Origin of the sequence: Bacillus sp. DX3.1 (genome assembly GCF_030292155.1) — a bacterium.
GTDB lineage: Bacteria > Bacillota > Bacilli > Bacillales > Bacillaceae_G > Bacillus_A.
This window is the reverse complement of the sequence record NZ_CP128153.1, coordinates 3,722,525-3,745,548: the sequence shown is the minus strand read 5'-3', so window position 1 is coordinate 3,745,548 and position 23,024 is coordinate 3,722,525. Positions and strand designations below refer to the sequence as shown.

19 protein-coding genes, 1 pseudogene and 1 riboswitch are annotated in these 23,024 nt (G+C 35.7%); of the genes and pseudogenes, 12 read left to right on the top strand and 8 right to left on the bottom strand.

The annotated features are described in order from the left end of the window. Window positions 1-41 precede the first annotated feature (41 nt). Window positions 42-1,802, bottom strand: coding sequence for an alpha-glycosidase (locus QRE67_RS18595; protein ID WP_286121701.1), 1,761 nt, complete (start codon window positions 1,800-1,802; stop codon window positions 42-44). Window positions 1,803-2,118: 316 nt separating this feature from the next. Between QRE67_RS18595 and QRE67_RS18590 the strand changes: the two genes are divergently transcribed. From QRE67_RS18590 to QRE67_RS18575, 4 genes are all read left to right on the top strand, one after another. Next, the gene (locus tag QRE67_RS18590; protein ID WP_286121700.1) at window positions 2,119-3,378 is read left to right on the top strand and encodes an extracellular solute-binding protein; all 1,260 of its coding nucleotides are present in this window, start codon (window positions 2,119-2,121) and stop codon (window positions 3,376-3,378) included. 77 nt (window positions 3,379-3,455) lie between these two features. Next, window positions 3,456-4,757 (top strand): carbohydrate ABC transporter permease, encoded by a 1,302-nt coding sequence (locus QRE67_RS18585; RefSeq protein WP_286121699.1) that lies wholly within the window; start codon window positions 3,456-3,458, stop codon window positions 4,755-4,757. Continuing rightward, the gene (gene malD, locus QRE67_RS18580; RefSeq protein WP_286121698.1) at window positions 4,758-5,600 is read left to right on the top strand and encodes a maltosaccharide ABC transporter permease MalD; all 843 of its coding nucleotides are present in this window, start codon (window positions 4,758-4,760) and stop codon (window positions 5,598-5,600) included. 322 nt (window positions 5,601-5,922) lie between these two features. After that, window positions 5,923-6,954, top strand: coding sequence for a LacI family DNA-binding transcriptional regulator (locus QRE67_RS18575; protein ID WP_286121697.1), 1,032 nt, complete (start codon window positions 5,923-5,925; stop codon window positions 6,952-6,954). A gap of 12 nt (window positions 6,955-6,966) precedes the next feature. On the opposite strand, the gene QRE67_RS18570 is transcribed toward QRE67_RS18575, so the two are convergent. Next, window positions 6,967-8,124: an aminotransferase A gene (locus QRE67_RS18570; protein WP_286121696.1), complete on the bottom strand. Its 1,158-nt coding sequence runs from the start codon at window positions 8,122-8,124 to the stop codon at window positions 6,967-6,969. A 261-nt stretch (window positions 8,125-8,385) separates the two neighbouring features. Next, window positions 8,386-8,586 carry a protein YkzT gene (locus tag QRE67_RS18565; protein WP_286121695.1) on the bottom strand — a complete coding sequence of 67 codons (201 nt, stop codon included), beginning with the start codon at window positions 8,584-8,586 and terminating at the stop codon, window positions 8,386-8,388. A 311-nt stretch (window positions 8,587-8,897) separates the two neighbouring features. Between QRE67_RS18565 and QRE67_RS18560 the strand changes: the two genes are divergently transcribed. After that, entirely contained in the window at window positions 8,898-10,172 is a 1,275-nt protein-coding gene (locus tag QRE67_RS18560) for a sensor histidine kinase (protein WP_286121694.1), read from the top strand. Window positions 10,173-10,198: 26 nt separating this feature from the next. On the opposite strand, the gene QRE67_RS18555 is transcribed toward QRE67_RS18560, so the two are convergent. Beyond that, complete coding sequence (locus QRE67_RS18555; RefSeq protein WP_286121693.1) at window positions 10,199-10,951, bottom strand: DUF3967 domain-containing protein; 753 nt, start codon at window positions 10,949-10,951, stop codon at window positions 10,199-10,201. A gap of 240 nt (window positions 10,952-11,191) precedes the next feature. Between QRE67_RS18555 and nucA the strand changes: the two genes are divergently transcribed. Both nucA and comJ read left to right on the top strand, forming a co-directional pair. Further along, a complete protein-coding gene (gene nucA / locus QRE67_RS18550) occupies window positions 11,192-11,626 on the top strand; it encodes a DNA-entry nuclease (protein ID WP_286121692.1) in 435 nt (144 codons plus the stop codon). 57 nt (window positions 11,627-11,683) lie between these two features. After that, window positions 11,684-12,073, top strand: coding sequence for a competence protein ComJ (gene comJ, locus QRE67_RS18545; protein ID WP_286121691.1), 390 nt, complete (start codon window positions 11,684-11,686; stop codon window positions 12,071-12,073). A gap of 284 nt (window positions 12,074-12,357) precedes the next feature. Here comJ and metE read toward each other — a convergent pair whose 3' ends face one another. Then, window positions 12,358-14,646, bottom strand: a complete 2,289-nt coding sequence (metE, locus tag QRE67_RS18540; protein WP_286121690.1) for a 5-methyltetrahydropteroyltriglutamate--homocysteine S-methyltransferase — start codon at window positions 14,644-14,646, stop codon at window positions 12,358-12,360. A gap of 126 nt (window positions 14,647-14,772) precedes the next feature. Beyond that, a riboswitch (cobalamin riboswitch) is annotated at window positions 14,773-14,961 on the bottom strand. Between the two features lie 296 nt (window positions 14,962-15,257). Here metE and QRE67_RS18535 point away from each other — a divergent pair. Beyond that, window positions 15,258-16,235 (top strand): annotated as a pseudogene (locus QRE67_RS18535) (RNA-guided endonuclease InsQ/TnpB family protein); the annotation flags it as partial. A 503-nt stretch (window positions 16,236-16,738) separates the two neighbouring features. Here the strand turns inward: QRE67_RS18535 and QRE67_RS18530 are convergent. After that, on the bottom strand, window positions 16,739-17,296 hold the full coding sequence (locus tag QRE67_RS18530) for a PadR family transcriptional regulator (protein WP_286121689.1): 558 nt from the start codon (window positions 17,294-17,296) through the stop codon (window positions 16,739-16,741). A gap of 89 nt (window positions 17,297-17,385) precedes the next feature. Next, window positions 17,386-18,921 carry an MDR family MFS transporter gene (locus QRE67_RS18525; RefSeq protein WP_286121688.1) on the bottom strand — a complete coding sequence of 512 codons (1,536 nt, stop codon included), beginning with the start codon at window positions 18,919-18,921 and terminating at the stop codon, window positions 17,386-17,388. Between the two features lie 900 nt (window positions 18,922-19,821). On the opposite strand from QRE67_RS18525, the gene QRE67_RS18520 reads away from it, so the two are divergent. After that, window positions 19,822-20,334, top strand: a complete 513-nt coding sequence (locus QRE67_RS18520; protein WP_286121687.1) for a hypothetical protein — start codon at window positions 19,822-19,824, stop codon at window positions 20,332-20,334. A 27-nt stretch (window positions 20,335-20,361) separates the two neighbouring features. Here the strand turns inward: QRE67_RS18520 and QRE67_RS18515 are convergent, their stop codons facing one another. After that, window positions 20,362-20,595, bottom strand: coding sequence for a phage holin (locus tag QRE67_RS18515; protein ID WP_286121686.1), 234 nt, complete (start codon window positions 20,593-20,595; stop codon window positions 20,362-20,364). Window positions 20,596-21,080: 485 nt separating this feature from the next. On the opposite strand from QRE67_RS18515, the gene QRE67_RS18510 reads away from it, so the two are divergent. The 3 genes from QRE67_RS18510 to QRE67_RS18500 all read left to right on the top strand — a co-directional run bounded on the left by QRE67_RS18510 (window position 21,081) and on the right by QRE67_RS18500 (window position 23,005). Further along, on the top strand, window positions 21,081-21,245 hold the full coding sequence (locus QRE67_RS18510; RefSeq protein WP_286121685.1) for a hypothetical protein: 165 nt from the start codon (window positions 21,081-21,083) through the stop codon (window positions 21,243-21,245). A 265-nt stretch (window positions 21,246-21,510) separates the two neighbouring features. After that, complete coding sequence (locus QRE67_RS18505) at window positions 21,511-22,329, top strand: peptidoglycan-N-acetylglucosamine deacetylase (RefSeq protein ID WP_286121684.1); 819 nt, start codon at window positions 21,511-21,513, stop codon at window positions 22,327-22,329. Window positions 22,330-22,384: 55 nt separating this feature from the next. After that, the gene (locus tag QRE67_RS18500) at window positions 22,385-23,005 is read left to right on the top strand and encodes a YkyA family protein (RefSeq protein WP_286125321.1); all 621 of its coding nucleotides are present in this window, start codon (window positions 22,385-22,387) and stop codon (window positions 23,003-23,005) included. Window positions 23,006-23,024 lie beyond the last annotated feature (19 nt).

Below are 23,024 nucleotides of genomic sequence, written 5' to 3'. Positions count from 1 at the left end.
GGGATGAAGACCCCCCACTGATTAAAATTTCACTTTATATTTTACCATTTCAAAATTGAAAATTCATACGGTGAAAGTGTAACTTGTAATGAGTTTGCTTCCGCTGAAAATTCTTCTTTTGTATATAGGTTGACGATTTTTTTACTAGAGATATCAAAAGGTATAGGAGCTGAGATTTCATGATTTTTTGGATTTAAAACAAAGAAAATTGTTTCTTCACCATATGTTTTCGCATAAGAAATGTAACCCTGTTCATCGTTTGCTTCAATGCACTGAAATGTCCCATGTCCACCAAATGCTTTGTGTTGTTTTCGTAGTGAAATTAACGTCTTTATATGTTGGAATAATTCTTTGTCTTGTTTGTCTTCATCCCATACCATACACTTTCGGCAATCCGGATCCATTCCGCCATCCATTCCGATTTCATCACCGTAATAAATACATGGTGAACCGATAAAGGAGAGCTGGAATACATAGAGTAACTTCATTTTATCCTTATTTCCATTACAGGCTGTTAAAATTCTTGGTGTATCATGACTGTCTAATAGGTGGAAAGCAGCTTCATTTACGTTCATGGAATAGGAGTGAAGAGAAGCTGTAATTTGTTCCATAAATTCACTTGCTCGAATTGTTTCGTTTGCAAAGTAAGAATGCAGGGCGTTTGTAACAGGGTAGCTCATTACAGCGTCGAATTGATCGCCTTGTAACCATGGTAGAGCATCATGCCAAATCTCTCCTAAAATATAAACCTCAGGGTTAATAGCTTTTATTTCACTACGGAATTCTCTCCAAAAGCTATGATCCACTTCATTTGCTACATCAAGGCGCCAGCCATCAATGTGAAATTCTCTAACCCAATAACGTCCTACTTCGAGTAAGTATTCTTTTACATCTGGATGGGCTGTATTTAATTTTGGCATATGTGGTGTAAAGGCAAAGGTATCATAGTTTGGAAGTGGTTCTGTTACAATTGGAAACTCATGAATATGAAACCAGTTGATATAGCGAGATTGCTCGCCTTTTTTAAGAACATCTTGAAATTTATCAAAGAAGTATCCACTATGATTAAAAACGGCATCTAGCATGACTTTTATGCCGCGTTCATGGCAGGCGTTAACAAGTTTTTTGAAAGTTTCTTTCGCCCCAAATTGCGGATCAATTTTCATGTAGTCAATTGTGTCATATTTATGATTGGAGTGTGCTGCAAAGATGGGAGTGAAGTAAATTCCAGAAATCCCTAAATTCACAAGATAATCAAGGTGCTGGATAACCCCAGCAAAATCTCCACCGAAAAAGTTAGTTGCCGTCGGAGCAGTACTTCCCCATGGAAGTGTATTTATTGGATTGCATGCAGTATCTCCATTAGCAAAGCGTTCTGGGAAAATTTGATACCAGACTGTATCTTTTATCCATGAAGGCGCTCTAAAAACATCCTGTTCATGAATAAATGGAAAGCAAAAAAAGTTTCCAACATCATCATTAGGTGTTTCGGAGAAAAAGCCGCGTTCTGTATAGATGATCGTTTCCGTATTGTTTTTTAGTTCAAATCCGTATCGTAAGCGCTTAAAGTTCGGTTCGATTGAAACGAACCAATAATCAAATAAATCTGTTGATCCACTTTTTTTCATCGGTATGTTTGTTGTGTTCCATTTCCCATCATGCCATTCATAAGGATCGCCATGAATAAGTGAGACGATATCCACATCATCTTTTTTTGTACGTAACCGAATATGAATCGTTTTTTCGTTGTAAGCGTATGCGTAATTATCTTTTGGTCTATGGTATATCGCTTCTTTAAACATATAGAAAATCCCCCTTTGATATCTCTATAAATAAGAACATTTTGCAAACGATTGCCTTTTATATAATCTTGATATTGTTTATAAGGGTAGTATTCCTTTCGTGTAAAGTCAATGATTATAAACAATAAATTCATAAATTTTTTGAAAAATAAAGAAAGATAATATTTGCAAAACTAATAAAAGAATGTATAATGATAGACAAATAGCGCAAACGTTTTCATAGATTGGAAGATTGTTTGCGCTTCTATTAAAATCACAACTGCAAACGTTTTCATTGATTGAGATATTACGTACATAATTTAGGGAGGTTTTGAGGATGAAGAAAGCGCTATCATTGTTAACGGTCTCTGCTTTGGCAATTGGTATGTTGTCTGCATGTGGCCCGAAAGATTCAGAGAAAAAGGAAGCGAGCAAGGAGAAGAAAGATTATGATCTTCTTGTTTGGGAAGACCTCAAAAAAGGTGTCGCTTTAGAACCAGCAGTAAAGAGCTTTGAAAAGAAATATAATGTAAAAGTAAAAGTTGCAGAAATTCAAATGACAGATCAAACGAAAAAGCTGCGTCTTGATGGACCAGCAGGTACAGGGCCTGATGTTGTAACATTACCGCATGACCATATTGGAAATGTTGTTACAGAAGGTTTAATTGACGAAGTAAAGGTTGATGATGCTGTAAAGAGCAAATTTACTGATCTGTCTTTAGAAGCGCAAACATATAAAGGAAAATTATATGGATTGCCGAAAGCGATTGAGACACCAGTTTTTATTTATAATAAAAAGTTTATGCCAAAAGCACCAGAAACGATGGATGAGCTATACAAATTCTCGAAAGATTTCACAAAAGATGGAAAATATGGATTTTTAGCATTAGGAGATAATTTGTATTTTGCGAATGCATTTATGGCTGGTATGGGAGGATATGTATTCGGTGAGAAAGATGGTAAACCAAATACAGCGGATATCGGATTAAATAGTAGTGGAGCAGTACAAGGTATGGAATACATTCAAAAATGGTACAAGGAAAAGCTATTCCCGAAAGGTATCATTGGTGAATCTGGAGGGGCAGCTGCTGATGGATTGTTTAATGAAGGAAAAGCTGCTTCTATTATGAACGGTCCATGGGCATTCCAAGCAATGGAAAAAGCCGGAATTGATTATGGTGTAGCACCGATGCCAAAATTGCCAAATGGTGAGCCGATGAAAACATTTGTTGGTGTAAAAGGATGGCATGTAACAAGTTTTTCAAAAAATAAAGATTTAGCAACGAAATTTGTTGATTGGGTAACGAATGAAGAAAATGCAAAAATTCGCTATGAAAAATCAAAAGAAATTCCTCCTGTAAAATCATTAATGGAAGATCCAATCATTAAGGATAGTGAAGCTGCAAAAGCGATAACTACACAGGCTGCAACTGGTATCCCAATGCCGAACATTCCAGAAATGCAAGAAGTATGGGAGCCAGCAAGATTTGCATTAGAGTTACTTGCAGCGGGAAAACAAGAACCAAAAGCAGCACTTGATGAAGCAGTCAAGCAAATTAAAGGAAATATTGAAGCGAACCATGGTAAGCAAAAATAATATAGAATTCGTGTCTCTTGTAAATGAGGGACACGAATTCTCCTCCTTCCAAGGGGAAGAAAAAAGGGGGAAGAACAATGCAAACATCTATTGAACCAACTCAAGAAGTGAACGGTTTAAAACATCGAAAAACAGCTGCTATGTTGTCAATCATTCCAGGCATTGGCCAACTGTACAATAAACAATATGTAAAAGGTATTATCTTTCTTGTACTAACCTGCTCATTTTTTGTAGCGTTTGCTGATTTGTTAAATATGGGATTATGGGGAATTGTAACGCTAGGTACAGAAGTTCCTCGTGATCATTCTATTTTTCTACTGGTAGAGGGTATTTTAGCACTTATTGTTATTGCATTTGGGCTAGGAGTATATGCTTTTAATCTATACGATGCCTATCAAAATGGGAAGAAACGTGACGTAGGAATACCGCTAAACTCTGTGAAGGAACAATATCACCATCTATTAGACCAAGGATTCCCATACTTGATGGTTTCACCAGGGTTTCTACTACTTATCTTTGTCGTTGTATTTCCGATTATTTTTGTTCTATTAATTGGATTTACAAACTATGACTTATATCATTCTCCACCTGCAAAATTGGTAGAGTGGGTTAGTTTTAAAAACTTTATTGATATTTTCACATTACCAATGTGGAGAGATACATTTTTAAGTGTATTATCTTGGACCGTCATTTGGACATTTGTCGCAACGACGTTGCAAGTGGCACTTGGTATTTTCTTAGCAATTTTAGTAAATCAACCAGGGATTAAAGGAAAAGCAGTGATTCGCACAATCTTTATTTTACCTTGGGCAGTTCCAGCGTTTGTATCTATTCTCGTATTTGCTGGTATGTTTAACGAATCCTTTGGGGCAATTAACAATCAGGTGTTGGCTCTATTTGGAATCGAAAAGATAGCTTGGATGACAGATCCATTTTGGGCAAAGGTCGCTTTGATTTTCATTCAAACATGGCTGGGGTTTCCGTTTATTTTTGCGATGACGACAGGTATATTGCAATCGATTCCAGGTGAATTATATGAAGCGGCTACAGTAGATGGTGCAACAGCTTGGCAACAATTTCGTAAAATTACATTGCCGCTCGTTTTATATGCAACTGCACCAATTTTAATTACGCAATATACGTTCAACTTTAATAACTTCAGTATTATTTATCTGTTTAATAGTGGTGGTCCGGCTGTATCAGGACAAAATGCAGGTGGAACAGATATTTTAATTTCCTGGATTTATAAGTTAACGATGACATCAGCTCAATATGGGAAAGCGGCAGCACTGACGCTGATTTTATCGTTAATTGTTATTACAGTTGCTTTATGGCAATTTAAAAGAACAAAATCATTCCAAGAAGAGGATATGATGTAAATGAATATAAAACGACAGAAGATGTTACGTCTTTCATTAAGTTATTTCGTCATTTTCGTTATGTGTGTCATTATTTTCTATCCATTATTATGGATTATTGGTTCATCATTTAATCCAGGTGATAGTTTGTCGGGATCAAGCATCATTCCGAAAAATGCAACGCTAGATCATTATCGAGAACTACTTGATCTTTCCAAAAGTAATTATTTACTTTGGTATAAAAATACGTTGAAAGTTAGTGTTTTGACAATGATTTTCTCTGTATTGTCAATTAGTTTTACAGCATATGCATTTTCAAGATATCGTTTTGTAGGGCGAAAGAACGGTTTAGTAACATTTTTAATTTTGCAAATGATTCCAAACTTCTCAGCGTTAATTGCATTATATATACTAGCGCAGCTAACAGGATTAATTGATACACATCTTGCATTAATTTTAATTTATGTCGGCGGTGCGATTCCTATGAATACGTGGCTCATGAAAGGGTACTTTGATACCATTCCAAAAGAATTGGACGAATCAGCTCGTATGGACGGAGCAGGTCATTTTCGCATCTTTTGGCAAATTATCATGCCACTCGCAAAGCCAATTGTTGCGGTTGTAGCATTGTTCACATTTATCGGTCCATTTACTGACTTTATTTTAGCAAGCATCATTTTACGTACGCCAGAAAATTATACGTTAGCAGTTGGATTGTACGAAATGGTAGCGAAAAAGTTTGGTAATGAATTTACAACATTTGCAGCGGGGTCTGTATTAATTGCAATACCAATTTCCATTTTATTCTTATCGCTGCAAAAATATTTTATTTCCGGTTTAACAGCTGGAGGAACGAAGGGATGAAAATGGGACTTTATGTCCCATTTCTCTTTTTTTATCCCACATGAACGGGCAGTAAGACCCTCGCTGATAAAAGTTTCATTTTATAGAAATGATGGGGATTTTCCATATTATAAAATATGTTTTTTATGGTGATTGATGTGACATAGGAATTGAAAGATGTGAAAAAAATATTTTATAGTATAGGAAAATAAAGCTGTATCCTTTACAATACATGGAGAGGGAAAAGGTAGGTTTGGGTTAATAGAGGGTTCTATATGAACGGTACAAAAATAGATGCAACTTATATAAATCATGTAAAAAAGAAGAGAGGAGGAACAAATTTATGACAGTTACAATTAAAGATGTGGCAAAAAAAGCAAATGTTGCTCCTTCTACTGTTTCGCGTGTTATTGCGGATAATCCAAGTATTAGTGAAAAAACAAAGCGCCGTGTACGTAAAGTGATGAATGAGTTAGGATATCATCCGAATTTAAATGCAAGAAGTCTTGCGAATCAAACGACGAAAACAATTGGACTTGTTATGCCAAGTTCTGCAAGTAAAGCATTTCAAAATCCATTTTTCCCTGAGGTTCTTCGAGGAATTAGTTCGTTTGCACATGTAGAAGAATATTCCTTATATATATCAACTGGAGAAACAGAAGAAGAGATTTTTAATGGCGTTGTAAAAATGGTACAAGGTCGTCAAATTGGAGGAATTATTCTTCTGTACTCACGTGAAAATGATCACATTATTCAATATTTACAGCAACAAAATTTTCCGTTTGTCTTAATTGGCAAGCCATATGAAAGAAAAAATGAAATTACATATGTAGATAATGATAACTATACAGCTGCCAGGGAAGTAACGGAATATTTGATTTCACTAGGACATAAGCAAATTGCCTTCATTGGTGGAGGTTCAGATTTACTTGTTACGAAAGATCGTTTAGCTGGAATGAGTGATGCTTTGAAACTAGCTGATGTTCCTTTGCCGAAAGAATATATTTTACATTTTGATTTCTCAAGGGAAAGTGGTCAGCAAGCTGTAGAAGAGTTAATGGCACTTTCAAAGCCACCAACGGCGATTATGGCGACAGATGATTTAATTGGACTAGGAGTTTTAAGTGCGCTATCGAAAAAGGGATTTGTTGTGCCGAAAGATGTTTCTATCGTTAGCTTTAACAATGCTTTATTATCTGAAATTGCAAGCCCACCACTTACAACAGTGGATGTAAACATTTATCAATTAGGGTATGAAGCGGCAAAAGCTTTAGTTGACAAGATAGAACACTCAGAATCAATCACGAAATGTATTATCATCCCACATAAATTATTGAAGCGTCAAACTTGTTTTAACAATATACAAAAAAGCTAAGAGGGGAACCTCTTAGCTTTTTTGCTGTAGAAATTGTTCTAAACGGTCGCAGCCTTCCTTTAATGTTTCCATGCTATAAGCATAAGAAAGACGAATATAACCTTCTCCATATTCTGAGAATGCTGTTCCGGGAACAACAGCAAGGCCGGCCTCTTTGACAAGTTGAACTGCAAAATCAAAGGATGAAGATGTTAAGTTTCCAATGTACGGGAATAAATAAAACGCACCTGTGGGCTTTTCTATTGTTAAGCCCATTTGAGTCAGACGACTGTATACGTAATTCCGACGGTTTTTATATTGATGACGCATCATTCGCGGTGCGTCCTTTGCAGCTGTTAATGCTTCAATCGCAGCATATTGTGCAATTGAAGTGGCGCATGTAACGTTATATTGATGAACTTTTAAAATATGCTTTGCTAAATAGTCTGGAGCAAATAAAAGACCAATACGCCAGCCTGTCATGGAATGGGATTTTGATAAACCATTAATGACAATTGTTTTATCACGCATTTCGGGAAAATGAGCAATGGACGTATGATCATCTTCATATACAAGTTCACTGTAAATCTCATCAGAAAGGATGAAAATATTTTTATCTTTTAAAACAGCTACAATGTCTGTTAATTCTTCTTTTGAGAGTGTTACACCAGTTGGATTAGAAGGATAAGGTAAAACGATGCATCTTGTTTGGTCTGTAATCGCATTTTCAATCGCAGCAGCTGTTAAGCGAAATCCGGTTTCACGAACATCTACAAAAACAGGTGTTGCACCACACATCCGAATAATAGGCTCATAGCCAGGGTAAATAGGAGCAGGTAAAATAACTTCTGTGCCTTCTTCTAAAATCGTACGAAACGTAACATCGATTGCTTCACTCGCACCGATTGTAACGATTGTTTCGTCTTCTGGTGAATAGTGTAAATCGTAACGCTCTTTCAAAAAATTACAAGCCGCCTTGCGTAATTCTAGTAGCCCAGCATTGTGTGTATAGCTCGTAAAGTTTTCTGTAATCGCCCGTTTTGCAGCTTCTTTTACTAAAGAAGGTGTTGGGAAATCGGGTTGTCCAATTGTTAGAGAAATGAGATTATCATAGTTTTGAATCATATTAGAGAACTGACGGATACCAGAAATTTGAATATCCTTTACTCTTGGATTAATGAATTGTTCCATTTTGTCTCCCTTTCTTCCGTTGCAAAATTTCTTTTATTTTACCATATTTTTTATATCTTCGCTTTTTAAATACGTGTTCAAAAAGAAGGATAAAGAGAGCCGAGTAGTTCGAGGCGCGGAAGCTAGGAGGATAAGGAGTGTAGATGGAACTACATGAGTACCGGAGTGGCGACGTAACGAAGAAATAGGGCGGCAATCTTTACCGGACTTTTTGAACATCCTCTTTAAGCATATAAAAAAAGGCCGCTTAATGCGACCTTTTTAATAACCGTATGCCCAATCTATCTCATCTTCATTCCAAAGAACAGAAGATACCTTTCCAAGATGTACAACCGATGCATCGACAGCGCATGTGCAATTTTCTTCTCCAGTTTTTTCTTGTAGTTCCTCGTATACTGATTTATCAACATTTTCGAGAACAACCAAATTTTCCTCATTTAAAACAAGCGTAGTTCCTGCCATATTTATCTTCCTCCTACTAAAATAGTGGTCACTTATTTGTAAACATAGATAGTATGGATTATATGCCGTATGCTGTTATAATTGTCCATTTACTGGACTGTGTTTTGTTTTATTTTCTTAATCTGTATTCATTGTATACTGCCTAGTTGTAATTTGGTACAGGGTTTACAATCATTTCGGAAAGTTGTAACATTTCTTAACTAATGTTCACAAATGATTTACAAAAATGTTGAGAAAAATCTAAATTTTAAAACATAAATGTCTATAAAATGATATAATCATATCAAAATACATATAGGGGATGAGAGGGTATGGTGCTTATCCGTGACTTAATGATTCAAGTTGCTATCATTATTCTGCCACTATTTTTATATGAAGCGATTCGCCTAAATCGTTATCAAAATATGCCTCCAAAGCCCAATCGCTACTTTATTATGTTTTTATCAAGTATTACGCTTGTTCTTTCTATGACGTATCCCATGTGTTTTGGTAATGTTTGTGGTTATAATTTTCACCAAATTCCGATTATCAGTGGATTTTTGTATGGTGGTATAGTGGGAATCATTCCAGCTTTTATTTTTGTTATATACGATTGGTTTTTGCATGGGCTAAATTGGTTTCGAATAATAGAAGTTCTGTTTCTTGCAATTATTCCTCTATTGTTATCTAAAAAGTGGACCATTTTCCCAAGGAATAAGAAGCTTATTTTATCCTTCATCATATCATCTTTATATGTGCTCGTCTGTTTAGTATTCGAGATGTTTGATGTGTTGCTAGGAGCAGGCTTTACGCCACCTATGTCTCACTTATACAGCGGATACATATTTGCTTCTCTTATTATGATTATGACAATGGTATTTCAAGTGTATTTAACAGAGTATTTAAATGAAAATGCGCTGCTGCGTACAGAAATGCAAAAATCTGAGAAACTGAATATCATAAGTGAGCTAGCGGCAAGTGTAGCACACGAAGTACGAAATCCTCTTACAGTTGTTCGTGGCTTTATTCAGTTGTTAGAGAGTACAGAAGATGTAAAGAATAAGGACTATATGCGTCTTGTATTGGCAGAGCTAGATCGAGCTGAACAAATTATTTCGGATTATTTAAATTTAGCCAAGCCACAAATTGATAAAAAAGAACACATATGCTTATCTGCACAACTCATTGAAATGACTACTTTAATGTCGTCATTTGCTGCAATGCAAGGTGTCTATTTACAAGTTGAAATTTCTGAAAATCTATATACAATTGGCGATAAAACAAAATTAAAACAAGCAATTATGAATATTGTTAAAAATGGAATTGAAGCGATTCAAGAAAATAAAGGGTATTTAAAAGTAACCGCTGTTCAACAAGGTAATGTCATTATGATACGAGTAAAAGATAGCGGTGTTGGGATGACGAAAGAACAGCTAGCGAGACTTGGGCAGCCTTATTATTCGCTAAAAGAAAAAGGAACTGGTCTAGGGCTGATGGTAACGTTTAGTATTCTACAGGCACATAATGGTACGGTTGAATATCAAAGTGAGAGTGGAAAAGGAACCGAAGCAATTATTACGTTGCCAGCTGTCATAAACAAGGAATAAAAGTTACCAAAAAAAGGTAACTTTTTTTATTTATTCATTTCATTTGCTTTTTCAGATTTAACCCGGACAAATAAATTTTTAAATGATTGAAAGAAGCTCTGTTCTTTTGATGCGGCTATTAATCGTTTTGTTTCTTGAATTTCACGAATGACTTGCATGAGTTGATTGTCTCGATTGCTGTCCTTATTGTAAACGTGATTGACAAGCTTATTCATCTTTTCTTCTTGCTTCGATTCGCGTTTATACATATGATTCATTAATAAGTCCATTTTTTCTTTTTGTAGAGCATCTGTTTGGACGGCGTGATCGACAAGATCTTGCAGCATATCCGCTTGTTTTTCTTCTTTTACATAGACTTGCTGCATTAATTCATCCAGTTTTTCATCTTTTAAACGGTTTTGAGTAATTAAGGTTGAGTTTTGATGAATAATAGCTTCATTTAGTTGTGCGAGCATCTCAAGTTTTAACATAAATTCTTTAAAGTTTCGCTCTTCCTCTTTCGCTTTCACTTCTTGATTCTGTTTTAGGATGGGTACGGGTGGGGTGTTTTTTTCTTTTAAAATGATGGGAATTGTTTCTGTGATGTCTTCTTGTAAAGTAGCTGCTCGTTCATGAATTGATTTTAAAAGCTGCATATCATCCATTTTATATATACGAGCATCGGCAGTTTTTGCAATTATATAACCATGTTGCTCTAAAAGTTGACTGTATTTTCGAACTATATGTTTCGGGATTCCGGTTTTATTTGTGACATCCTTCGTTTTATATATTGCCTCCATGACGTTTCCTCCCCAAAAAGTATCGTATATACCAATTCCATTTTTTATTTATACTTCCTTTAAAAAAGAATGTCGGAAGGTTAGAAGTTTTCTACATGATTAGTGAGAAGTTGCATAAAAATGAATATTTTTGGCGTAAAGAAGAAGAAGAGCGCAAATAATGTCTGAAAACATAAGCTTGGTAAGTTTGTTATAATAACCTAAGATGAGAAAAGGTTTTTTGAAAACGGAGGTACATATATGAAGCAATTAAAAGGCATTATTATTTCAATTATCGCGATTCTTTCTATCTTGGTTGCTGTTTATGAGGTATTCACACCAACAGAACCAAAGAGTAAGAAAGAATTCGCATATGACCAAGTTCTAGATTTTCCAAAAGAACGTTACCCTGAAACTGGAAAGCATATTGCAGATGCAATAAATGAAGGGCATTCTGAGGTATGTACGATTGATCGAAATGGTGCAGCTGATAGAAGAAAGCTGTCTTTAGCTCCGTATCCAGCAAAAAAAGGGTATGACCGTGATGAATGGCCGATGGCAATGTGCAAAGAAGGTGGAAAAGGTGCACATATTGAATATATTAATCCGAGTGATAACCGAGGTGCCGGTTCTTGGGTTGGGAATAAGTTAGACAAATATTCAGATGGCACACGTGTGAAATTTGTGGTGAAATAGCAGATAATGATTTGAGGCGAATGGACTGAAAGTAAATGATGGAAAGGAAGGGCATACATGGAGTTAACAATTTCCTACTCACAATTAATCGTTATGAATCATGAGGAAAAACAACCGTATGTGGAATGGACGGATGAAGATTTCGAGAGAGGGTATGCCGAAACGGATGGTACCATTATTTTTGAAACGCTCTCTGATTATACGTGTGAAATTGCTGCAGTTGTTGGGAAGCATGTAGAGAAAGAAGGAGTGATGAGAACGATATCAGCACCATTTACTGTGCATAATGATGGTGTTTATATAAGTAGTATTCTTTCTAATAAACTACATATTTCGATTCCACAAGGCGCATATATACTAGTTGTACAAGCAATTCCACTTGAAGAACCGACAGAAGATGAACTTTATAAAGTACAGTATGAACTGTATTTTGAAGAGAGAGAATGATAACACCGCCGCAAATATATAAATACAAATTAAAAAAACGGCATAAAATTCTTCTTTTTAGGTGGGAGAGAGCATCCGGCCATGCATAGAAGCGGTCAGATCCTTTTCCTGCTCAGACATAGTGAAAACAAAGAGAGAAAACGAGTGCAGGTCACCTTTTGTTATCCATAGCCGCGGCTTATATGTCGAAAAATCAAAATGGATTTATATAGAGACGAAAGCAAGTTGAAAATTTCATAGCATAAAAAATGAGGATGCCCTTTTTGGACATCCTCATTTTTTAATTATACATTTGTTTTTAGAAATTCACGTGCTTGTTTTGCAGCTTGAACCATATGTTCCAGAGCAGGAATAACTTCTTCTGTTCTTCTTGTTTTTAAACCACAATCAGGATTAATCCAGAAGTATTTCGGATCACATACTTTTAAGGATTGTTCTACAATTGTATACATTTCATTTTTACTTGGAACACGAGGGCTATGAATATCATAGACTCCTAGGCCAATTCCTTTTTCATATGTTGTATGTTCCAATGTGTGAATGAATTCACCGTGACTTCTTGATGTTTCAATAGAAATAACGTCGGCATCTAATGCACGAATCGCATCTACGATATCTTCGAAGTTACTGTAACACATATGTGTATGAATTTGTGTTTCATTTGCTACAGAAGAAGTTGCTAAAAGGAATGATTGAACAGCCCATGTGATATATGCTTCCCAATCTTTTTCTTTTAGTGGCATTCCTTCGCGAAGCGCTGGCTCATCGACCTGAATAACACGGATACCTGAAGATTCAAGTAATTTAATTTCATGACGAAGTGCTAATGCGATTTGGTAGGAAACTTCTTTTCGGGAAATATCATTTCGAACGAATGACCAGTTTAGAATCGTTACAGGTCCTGTTAGCATACCTTTTACAACTTTATTTGTAAGGCTTTGTGCAAATGCAGTTTCTTTAATTGTCATTCCGTTAATAAAAGCAACGTCACCATAAATAACAGGTGGTTTTACACAACGAGAACCGTATGATTGTACCCAACCATTTTTTGTGAAAGAGAAACCAGCAAGTCTTTCTCCGAAGTATTCCACCATATCAGTTCGTTCGAATTCTCCATGAACGAGCACATCAAGACCGATTTCTTCTTGATACCGAATCCATTTTTCTGTTTCTTTTTCAATAAATTGTTCGTATTGTTCATTTGTAATATCACCATTACGCCATTGTTTACGTGTTTGACGAACTTCAGTAGTTTGTGGGAAACTACCGATTGTTGTTGTTGGTAACAATGGTAATTGTAATGCAGTTTGTTGCACAGCATAGCGTTCTTCAAATGGAAGAGGCCGAGAGAAGTCTGCTTCCTGAAGCGCTGCTCGTGATGCTTTCACATCTTCACGATTACGTGCAGCTGAAGAACGAATTGCTTCATGAGCAATTCGATAAGCTGTAAGTTCTGTACTTATGCTTTCTACACCATGTACAAGTGCTTGTTTTAAAATAGTAAGCTCTTCTAATTTTTGGTTTGCAAATGCAAGTGCATCATATAATTCTTTTGACAGGTGCGTTTCTTCTGTCTTGTCAATCGGAGTATGTAATAAGCTACAAGAAGGCTGAGCAATCCAATCTTTTGGCGTAACATGCTCTTTTAATGTCTCGAATAAAGAAAGAACATCATCAAGATCTGCTCTCCAAATGTTACGGCCATCTATACAACCTACAGCTAAAATTTTATCGGATGGGAATCCGTGTTCTACAATTGCTTTTACATTTCCTTCTTTACCGTGAACAAAGTCCAATCCAATGCCGGATACAGGGAATGTAATAATCTCTTCATAGTTTTCTTCTACACTATCGAAATAAGTTTGTAGAATAAGAGATACATTCGGTACTTCTTTATGAATTGTTTCATAAAGTTCTTTCGCTTGTGCGATTTCTTCTTTTGTTAAAGATGCAAAAATTGGTTCGTCAATTTGTACGAAGCGTGCACCAGCATCATGTAATTCAGTTAATAGCTGTACATAAGGTGCAACCAGTTGTTGTAGAATTGTTGAAAATTGATCTTGTTTATAACCTTTTGCTAATTTTAAGAATGTATAGGGTCCTAATATTACTGGTTTCCCATCTACTCCTAGTTCTTGTTTTGCTTCTTCATATAAACGAAGAGGACGGTTATCTTTTAAAGAAATCTTTAATCCTTCTTCATATTCAGGAACAATATAATGATAGTTTGTATTAAACCATTTTGTCATTTCAGAAGCGACGTGATCTTTAGATCCACGTGCCATCGCAAAATATACATCAAGATAAGACGTAAACTCAGAAAAACGGGATGGGATAAAGCCGAGCATATAAGCTGTATCCAGTACATGATCATAGTATGTAAAATCACCAATTGGAATTAAATCAATGCCTTTTTCTTGCTGTGTTTTTACATGTTGAAGACGAATTTCTTTCGTGTTCGTTAAAAATTGTTCTTCATTAATTTTGTTTGCCCAAAAAGCTTCCAATGTTTTTTTCCATTCGCGGTGTAATCCAATGCGTGGATACCCCAAGTTACTCGTTTGAATTCCCATTTAAATTTCCTCCCTAATTGAAAGTAAGCATTTCCGTTTACTCGGAAATGCTTTTAACGAAAAGTATATAGGAGCAGAAAATACTCCATTTCCGTTAAAAACACCTCCTCATCATCCGTGAGTCTATCAGTGTTGTTAAAATAGGCAGGTCTCCTGGCTGATGCTTCATACGAGTTCTTTCACCTTCCCGTTTTCACAGTGGTATAGGAAAGAGCTCTCTGCACTTACAGTGGCGGGACCGCGTTGGATTTTCACCAAACTTCCCTTTTAAACACGAAATAAAAAATTTCGTGTACCTATTTTCCTTTTTGAAAGGAATTTAACAAGTGAATATGATATTGAAACAAATTCTAACATAATTTTTTGAATTTTGTCCACTGTTTTGAAATAAGAATATTCGTAAATTTTTAATCTTTATTATTGAGAATATTCTGAATTTTATCAACGTTTTTTAGAGGGATGGAAACTATTTTTTTACTGTGTAAATCGTTTTGCTTTTCTATAACAGATTGGAAGAAAAATAGTATCGATTGTTTTTTATTGCGTTTTAACAGTAATCCAACAGAAGTCCCCTTCCTCAAGCACGTGCAGGGCATAGCCCAGATGGTAGGGAGGAGAAGGCTTATCCGTTTCTAAAAGAAGTGCCATCACAGCCCTTACAAGAAGTATTTTTACGACTGAAAAAGGCATATGATGGCTTTTTTCGTGGGGATTCCAACTATCCAAAATTGAAAAAGTATAAAGAATATAATAGCCTCACCTTCACTCAATTTGGATTCAAACCGAATAGGAAACACCGTTTCGCAATGTCTTTTTCTGAAAATGGAAAGTTATATAACAAAAGACTAGGAGAAATTGATATTCTTCTTCATCGTCCGATAGAAGGAACCATCAAACAACTGATTATCAAACGCCAATCCAAGAGATGGTACGCTATTTTTAGTGTCGAAAGACAAGCTGTACCTTCTTCTATTGCTATGGAAAATTCAATTGGTATAGATGTGGGGTTAAACAAATATGCTGTTCTTTCAAATGGAACGGCATTTGAAAATCCAAGATTTCTCTGCCGAAAAGAAAAGCGACTTAAGAAAGCACAGCGTAATCTTTCGAAGAAAAAGAAAGGCTCTGCGAACTATAATAAACAAGTAGAACGGGTTCGACACCTTCACGAAAAGGTAGCAAACCAAAGAAAAGATTTTTTACACAAATTAAGTTATTACCTTACCCAAGAATATTCGGTGATTTGTATGGAAAATCTCAATATCCGAAACATGGTTCGGAATCGAAAGATATCGAAGTCGATTTCTGATGCGGGGTGGGGTGCTTTTCGCAGTATGCTTCTGTATAAGTGCGAGAAGTTTGGAGGTCTGCTTGTGAAAGTAGACCCAGCTTACACATCGCAAGATTGTTCTGGCTGTGGAAATCGTGTAAAAAAATCGCTTTCTATTCGGACACATATTTGTGCAAAGTGTGGAACGCTATTAGACAGGGATCATAATGCGAGTCTAAATATTTTGCGAAAAGGGTTAGAACAATTACTTGTGAGAACGACTGAAACTGTAGGGCAAGGTTGTGTCCAAACAGTATAAACGACGTCTGTGGAGAGTATGTAAGACTGCTTGGGTTACCCCCAAGCAGCAACGCTCTATGAAACAGGAAGCCCCTTCTTCAAACAACTCGTAAGAGTGTTAAGGAGGGGTCATTCACTGGTCAGTCATATCTTATATAAATACAAATTAAAAAACCGACATAAACCCCTTCTTTTTAGGTGGGAGAGAGCATCCGGTCATGCATAGAAGCGGTCAGATCCTTTTCCTGCCCAGACATAGTGAAAACAAAGAGAGAAAACGAGCGCAGGTCACCTTTTGTTATCCATAGCCGCGGCCATATGCCCAAAAATCAAAATGGATATATATAGTTTAAAATGAGAGAAGAGGGGAAATGGAAAATATAAGAGCCCGATTGGTTGAGGGTTTATCAGCAGGAGATGAATACTCCTATTGATAGAAACGCAACCAATCGGGCGGTAAAGCCCCCGCAAATTCATATAGGACAAAGAGGTTAGGTGGGAGGTGACTGCTCGTTAGAGCCTTCACTTTATGTCTGTGCCGATTTCGGAAAGACGTCCAGCGCTTGCATCTTTATGTAGTTCATTTAACCAACGTAATTCAACAGAGATGTGTTCTATAACACTTGCTAAAATATATAGCTGTGCCCGTGGGATGTTTGTTTTACTGCGTTCGTATATCATTTTCATCGTATGTAAATATTGAAGTGTGTCATTTCTCTTTTTCTCTAAAATAGGAATAATTGCTTCTTCATCACCAAAATGAGCAAAAGAAAGAGCTGAATAAATTGGTTTGTATATTTGATTTTTGGCCTCAAATTGCTTTAATAAAAGAGTATGAAAAAGGTCTTTGCCGATATCGGTAATATGGAAAATAGTTTTATCTGGTCGGTTTGTATCTCGTACCACATTTGTAATCGCAATCGCACCTTGTTTTTCTAATTGTTCAAAAGCGTAATAGAGAGAACCTTTTGCACATTTAATATAACAATCCATTTGTCGTTCTTTCATTGTATGCTGTACTTCGTATGGATGTTTGTCTCCTTCGAGTAATAAGCCGAGAATGACTAGTTTCATGCTCATGCTGTCTCAACTCCTAAAATAAACTTTATACATATTATAAACGGTATACCTCTTTCGATAAAGAGGTATACCGTTTCCTTTTACTACTATTAACTTACTTGTTTTTGTTTTTTACTTGTTCCAATTACGAGACGTTCTTTTCCCATTAATATGATACAGATAATACTTAAGATAGCAGGAATAAGAGCCCAGAAAAACGTATCAGCAATGGATGTTGCCAAAGCTTGTTTAATCCCATCTAATATTTGTGGTGGGATTTTTTCGGCAGCATTTGGTGATAATAAAAAGCTTGTGTCTCCATCTTTAGGTGCCATCTTAGCTAACTCTGGAGGAAAAACTGCTTTTAACTTATCAGTAAAAATGTGATTTTGTATTGTACCAAAAATAGTAACGCCGAGAGTCATTCCGAGAGAACGGAAGAACGAGTTTGTTGATGTAGCAGAACCACGATCGCGCATTTCTAAATTATGAATGGAAGACATACTTAAAACAGAGAAAGAGAAGCCAACTCCGAGCCCCGCAAGAATCATAAAGATTGTTACGAGTGTACGTGGTGTTTCCATCGTTAATGTGCCAAGTAAATAGATGCCAAGTACAAAGAGGATACCAGATACAATCATAATATTACGGTAACTTGTGCGTGTTGCAAGTTGTCCGCCTGCTTGGCTTCCAATTACAGATCCTACCATCATTGGCGTTAAAATTAATCCTGCACTTGCTGCGGATCCACCGAGAACACCTTGCACAAAGATAGGAATGTAAACTGTGCAAATAATAAAAGTTGCCCCGTAGAAAAACGCAACACCTTGACTTGCTGCAAATAAAGGCTTTTTAAATAAGTGGAAAGAAATAATTGGTTCTGTTGCTTTTCGTTCTACGAAGAAGAAGATAATAAGCATAGTAACAAATGTAGCAAATAAGCCAAGAATCATATTGGAATTCCATGCGTATTGTTTGCCGCCAAGTTCTAGAGCAAACATTAAGCAAATAATACTTACCACAAGTGTGATAGCACCAGCCCAGTCAATTTTTTGTTTTCTATATTGTAGGGATTCTTTATAATACTTCGAGATGAAAAAGAAAGAAATGAGCCCTAATGGAATATTGATATAAAAAACCCAGTGCCAGCTTATATAATCTGTAATATATGCGCCTAATAACGGACCGAATACACTTGATGTTCCAAAAACAGCTCCGAACAGTCCTGTCATTTTACCGCGTTTTTCCGGTGGGAATATATCATACATAATGGTGAAAGCAATTGGCATAAGAGCACCGCCACCAATTCCTTGAATCGCTCTGTAAATGCTTAACTGTTCAATACTAGATGCTGTGCCGCAAAGTACTGAACCGAGTAAGAAGAGAAGTAATCCGCCGATGTAAAACCGTTTACGTCCATACATATCAGATAGTTTTCCGAAAATCGGCATTCCTGCCATTGTTGCTACCATATAAGCTGAAGTAACCCAAACGAATTTATCAAATCCCCCTAGGTCTCCAACAATTGTCGCCATGGCCGATGCAACGATTGTATTATCCATTGCTGCCATTAAAATACCAAGTAACAATCCGGCGACAACAAATTTCGTTTTACTTGCTTTGTTTTGATATGTTTGCTCCTCCAAACATATCCCTCCTTTTATAGTAAGATTAAATTTTCCTTAATGAGACATTATTTTCCTCATAAGGAGTCGTTCACAATCAATTAGGTTCTTATGTACGGGCGTGATTCTACCTAGGCTGTTCGCATTTCTATCACCAATCGAACTTTTACGGGCAGTTGTCTCCCATCTAACCTCTTTGTTTTTTCTGAATTTTGAAGTGAGGAGTTTACTGCTCGTTAGAGAGGGATAAAATTGAGATGGTAGTTTCAATGTAATAAAGAACAGAAAGCACAATTCATATTATAGTCAAATTTGACTAAAAGGCAAATTTTTTCTTCTGGCAAAATTCTCTTTATTTTATAGATCTAAGAAGAAGATAATTAATGAATAGTATGGGAATTAGTGGGGAATAGATTGGTATATAAAACATATTATGAAAAATGATTCATAATATAAGAATGACACTTTCTATATAAATACAAATTAAAAAACCGACATAAAACCCTTCTTTTTAGGTGGGAGAGAGCATCCATTCATGCATAGAAGCGGTCAGATCCTTTTCCTGCCCCGTGCCAAGTGAAAACAAAGAGAGAAAACGAGTGCAGGTCACCTTATGTTATCCATAGCCGCGGCTTATATGTCGAAAAATCAAAATGGATTTATATAATAGGCATAGGGAATGGGACATTGTACTTTATTCTAAAAAGCTGTACAGTATTGTACAGCTTTTTAGAATGGTTTTTTTATTGAATTGTCGAATAAGATATAAAAGAAAGGTGAAAAAGGTGAAAGTGTATATTTTCGTCGAAAGAAGATAAGAGGAAGTCTAAAGTGAACTGTTTTGGGGAAAGTATCTTACTGCCCATGAGAGCAGGATAAATTTGTTGAGTAATATCATCCGGAATGAGGTGAATTTCTATCATGAAAAGTTGGAAAATGATAACGAAAGAAGAGTTTCCTCTATTTTCACAGCCTGTTCTGTGGCTGGGTGGTGACTTTAAAGGGGTTACAAGTGAAAGCTCTACTCCAAATGTAGAGGTAACATTGCAAGTTCGCAGTTTGAAAGAGAAATCCTTTTCACATAAACTTGTTTATGATGTACATGAGATTCTCTGTATTCAACTTGAGGTAGAAAATATAGGTAATGAAGAGGTTTCTCATATTCTCGTCAGCCATATGATTCGTGATCACTTTGCATATGTACCTAGCACACTACAAGAGAATAAAGGGATAGGAGAATCTTTATTTCAACTTGTGCGATGGCGAATTGATACGTTGCTACCGAATGAAAAAGTGCAATTAATTTGTCAATTGAAAGTAATTCGTATACCGATTCCTTCTAACATTTCATTACGTGCTACGTATACATTTAAGCATAAGGACCTAGTATATGGTCCATTTCAAACAAAAGATGCGATATTGATAAAACAATAAAAAGGAACCACGATGCTGGTTCCTTTTTCAATGAAGGTTATGCTTTTTCAGTAACTCTTTTTGTTCCAGGCCTTTTTTTCCTATATAGTTATTTTTGTATCCAAAGTATAAAATGAATAAGAAAGAAGCGACATTTACAATCGCATCAATTTGGTCATTTGTAATGAAAGTAAGCCCAAATGATTCAAATAATAATTTTAATGATAAGAGAAAACCAGCAATAAAACGAATAATGTCTGAAACGTTTTCACCTTTTATCATGTTCGTCTCCTTTCGATAAGGTATATATAATATACATATGAAATAGAAAAGAAAGTGAATACAAGCCTGAGAAAAAATGTATGGAGTGGTGCGTACATTTTTTGTTTTGTAAAAAAACATTATTTATATAGAAATATACAAGATAAAAAGTTAAAACAATTGCTTCAAAACGTGGGGAATATCATATTGAAAACGATTCGAAAAAGTGATGTCGTTACACGTTGGGAAGACAATAAGTATGTGATTGTGGCTGTGGATAATGGATATGAACAATCAATATTAATAGATATATAAATACAAATTAAAAAACCGACATAAGACCCTTCTTTTTAGGTGGGAGAGAGTATCCATTCATGCATAGAAGTGGTCAGATCCTTTTCCTGCCCAGACATAGTGAAAACAAAGAGAGAAAACGAGTGCAGGTCACCTTTTGTTATCCATAGCTGCGGCTTATATGTCAAAAAATCAAAATGGATTTATATAGATTGCTAACAAATGTAACAAAAGAACTGCAGAATGGTGTTGTGAATATCACAATTTTGTTTGGGGCTGTGACATATCCTTTAGAAGGAAATTCATTTGAAAATTTATTTCATACAGCACAGGCTCGTCTGTATAAAAATAGAGATGTGAAAATTATGGAATTGTAACAGTTTCTTCTCTTTTGTTACAATTTTTTTGTTATTTGTAACAAAAGACTTTTAAAATATATTCAATCATCATATAATTATGTTTGGATGTGTCAGTACATTTTGCACAATGATCTCTTATTTTAAAAGTGTAGAGGTAAACAATCTCTACACTTTTCCTTTTAAGGAAAACAAAAGAATATTTGTAAATTGTTGCAAGTTAGACTTTGCACTGTGTAAAATGAACAAGAAAAGATTAATAGACAGATGGAAAGGGAATGATAGAATGATAGACGTTAGGAACCGGCGCTCATCGATGGTCAAGCGGCTGGTTATCATTGCTATTGCAATTTGCGCTATCGCAGCGGGGTTTTTCATATTTCAATCCATTACGTCTCCTGCAAAAGCTGTAGCAAATCAAGAAAATCCGATCCAGTTTGCTAGTGAGCAAACGAAAGTTAAAATGGATAAAACAGCACCGGTGAAATTTAATGGACAAGTGCGCAAGGTAGCCTACTTAACTTTTGATGATGGGCCGAGTGAATTTCAAAAAGAAATTTTAGATATTTTAAAGAAAAATGAAATAAAGGGGACATTTTTCATGATTGGCGGGAACATTCCATCTCATAAAGACAGTGTAAAGCGTTTAGTAAAGGAAGGGCACTATCCTGGTGTTCATAGCATGACACATAATTATGCGAAACTTTATAAACAAGGACAGTTTGTTGAAGAGATGAAACAAGCACAAAACATAATGAAAGATGTTACCGGCATTCAGCCTAAGCTTGTTCGCTGTCCATATGGAAGTATGCCAGGACTGAATCAAGCATTGCGTGATCAAATGGCAACGGCGGGCATGAAAGAATGGGATTGGACAGTCGATTCATTGGACTGGAAATTATCTGGGAACCCGGATGGTATCGTACAAAATGTAGTTTCGAGTGCCCAAAAAGAACGCGAAGTTATTTTAATGCATGAGAAGAAACAAACTGTGCAAGCATTACAAACAATTATTGATGATCTTCGTAAAAAAGGATATGAGTTTGAAGTATATGAGGAATCCACTCATTTTCCTTTAAATTTTTGGCATGACGATCGTATATAAGTAGGAGGAATAGACGTTGAAATATAAAAAAATAGCACTTGTAACTGCTTTATCTATGACTTTATTAGCTGGTTGCTTTGGACCGAAACCAGAAGAAGAATTATATGTAGCATTTGAAAATGCTGCAAAGCAAGAAAAGCCGGTGTTTAAAGATGCAAAAAAACTAGAGACTTTAGAAAAACAAGGTCAAGAACTATACGCTCAAATTGTACAAGAAGGTAAAGACAATAATCAAGCTGTCAAGGAAAAGTTAGATCAGGCATTGAAGAATACAGCAGAACGTGGAAAAGTAATCGATAAAGAAAAAGAAGCGTTGAATGAAGCGCAAGAAGAAATCAAATCAGTTGATAAACACGTAAAAAAAATCGAAGATAATAAGTTGAAACAACAAGCAGAGAAAGTGCAGAATGCCTATGAAAAACGACATGATTCATTTAAGAAAATGTATGATGTCTATAGTAAATCATTAAAACTAGAAAAAGAATTGTACACAATGCTGCAAGATAAAGATGCGAAATTAAAAGCAATTAGTGATAAAGTAAAAACAGTAAACCAATCTTATAAAGACATTGATACTGAAAAAGATAAATTCAATGAGTATACAAAATCGTATAATGCAGAAAAAGTAGTATTTTATAAACAAGCGAATATTAAAATAAAAGAAGAGAAAAAATAAAGCAGGTTTAGCCATTATG

Coding starts and splice junctions, on each gene's coding strand:
- QRE67_RS18595 (WP_286121701.1), bottom strand. CDS start 1,802: ATGTTTAAAGAAGCGATATACCATAGACCAAAAGATAATTACGCATAC.
- QRE67_RS18590 (WP_286121700.1), top strand. CDS start 2,119: ATGAAGAAAGCGCTATCATTGTTAACGGTCTCTGCTTTGGCAATTGGT.
- QRE67_RS18585 (WP_286121699.1), top strand. CDS start 3,456: ATGCAAACATCTATTGAACCAACTCAAGAAGTGAACGGTTTAAAACAT.
- malD (WP_286121698.1), top strand. CDS start 4,758: ATGAATATAAAACGACAGAAGATGTTACGTCTTTCATTAAGTTATTTC.
- QRE67_RS18575 (WP_286121697.1), top strand. CDS start 5,923: ATGACAGTTACAATTAAAGATGTGGCAAAAAAAGCAAATGTTGCTCCT.
- QRE67_RS18570 (WP_286121696.1), bottom strand. CDS start 8,124: ATGGAACAATTCATTAATCCAAGAGTAAAGGATATTCAAATTTCTGGT.
- QRE67_RS18565 (WP_286121695.1), bottom strand. CDS start 8,586: ATGGCAGGAACTACGCTTGTTTTAAATGAGGAAAATTTGGTTGTTCTC.
- QRE67_RS18560 (WP_286121694.1), top strand. CDS start 8,898: ATGGTGCTTATCCGTGACTTAATGATTCAAGTTGCTATCATTATTCTG.
- QRE67_RS18555 (WP_286121693.1), bottom strand. CDS start 10,951: ATGGAGGCAATATATAAAACGAAGGATGTCACAAATAAAACCGGAATC.
- nucA (WP_286121692.1), top strand. CDS start 11,192: ATGAAGCAATTAAAAGGCATTATTATTTCAATTATCGCGATTCTTTCT.
- comJ (WP_286121691.1), top strand. CDS start 11,684: ATGGAGTTAACAATTTCCTACTCACAATTAATCGTTATGAATCATGAG.
- metE (WP_286121690.1), bottom strand. CDS start 14,646: ATGGGAATTCAAACGAGTAACTTGGGGTATCCACGCATTGGATTACAC.
- QRE67_RS18530 (WP_286121689.1), bottom strand. CDS start 17,296: ATGAGCATGAAACTAGTCATTCTCGGCTTATTACTCGAAGGAGACAAA.
- QRE67_RS18520 (WP_286121687.1), top strand. CDS start 19,822: ATGAAAAGTTGGAAAATGATAACGAAAGAAGAGTTTCCTCTATTTTCA.
- QRE67_RS18515 (WP_286121686.1), bottom strand. CDS start 20,595: ATGATAAAAGGTGAAAACGTTTCAGACATTATTCGTTTTATTGCTGGT.
- QRE67_RS18505 (WP_286121684.1), top strand. CDS start 21,511: ATGATAGACGTTAGGAACCGGCGCTCATCGATGGTCAAGCGGCTGGTT.
- QRE67_RS18500 (WP_286125321.1), top strand. CDS start 22,385: ATGACTTTATTAGCTGGTTGCTTTGGACCGAAACCAGAAGAAGAATTA.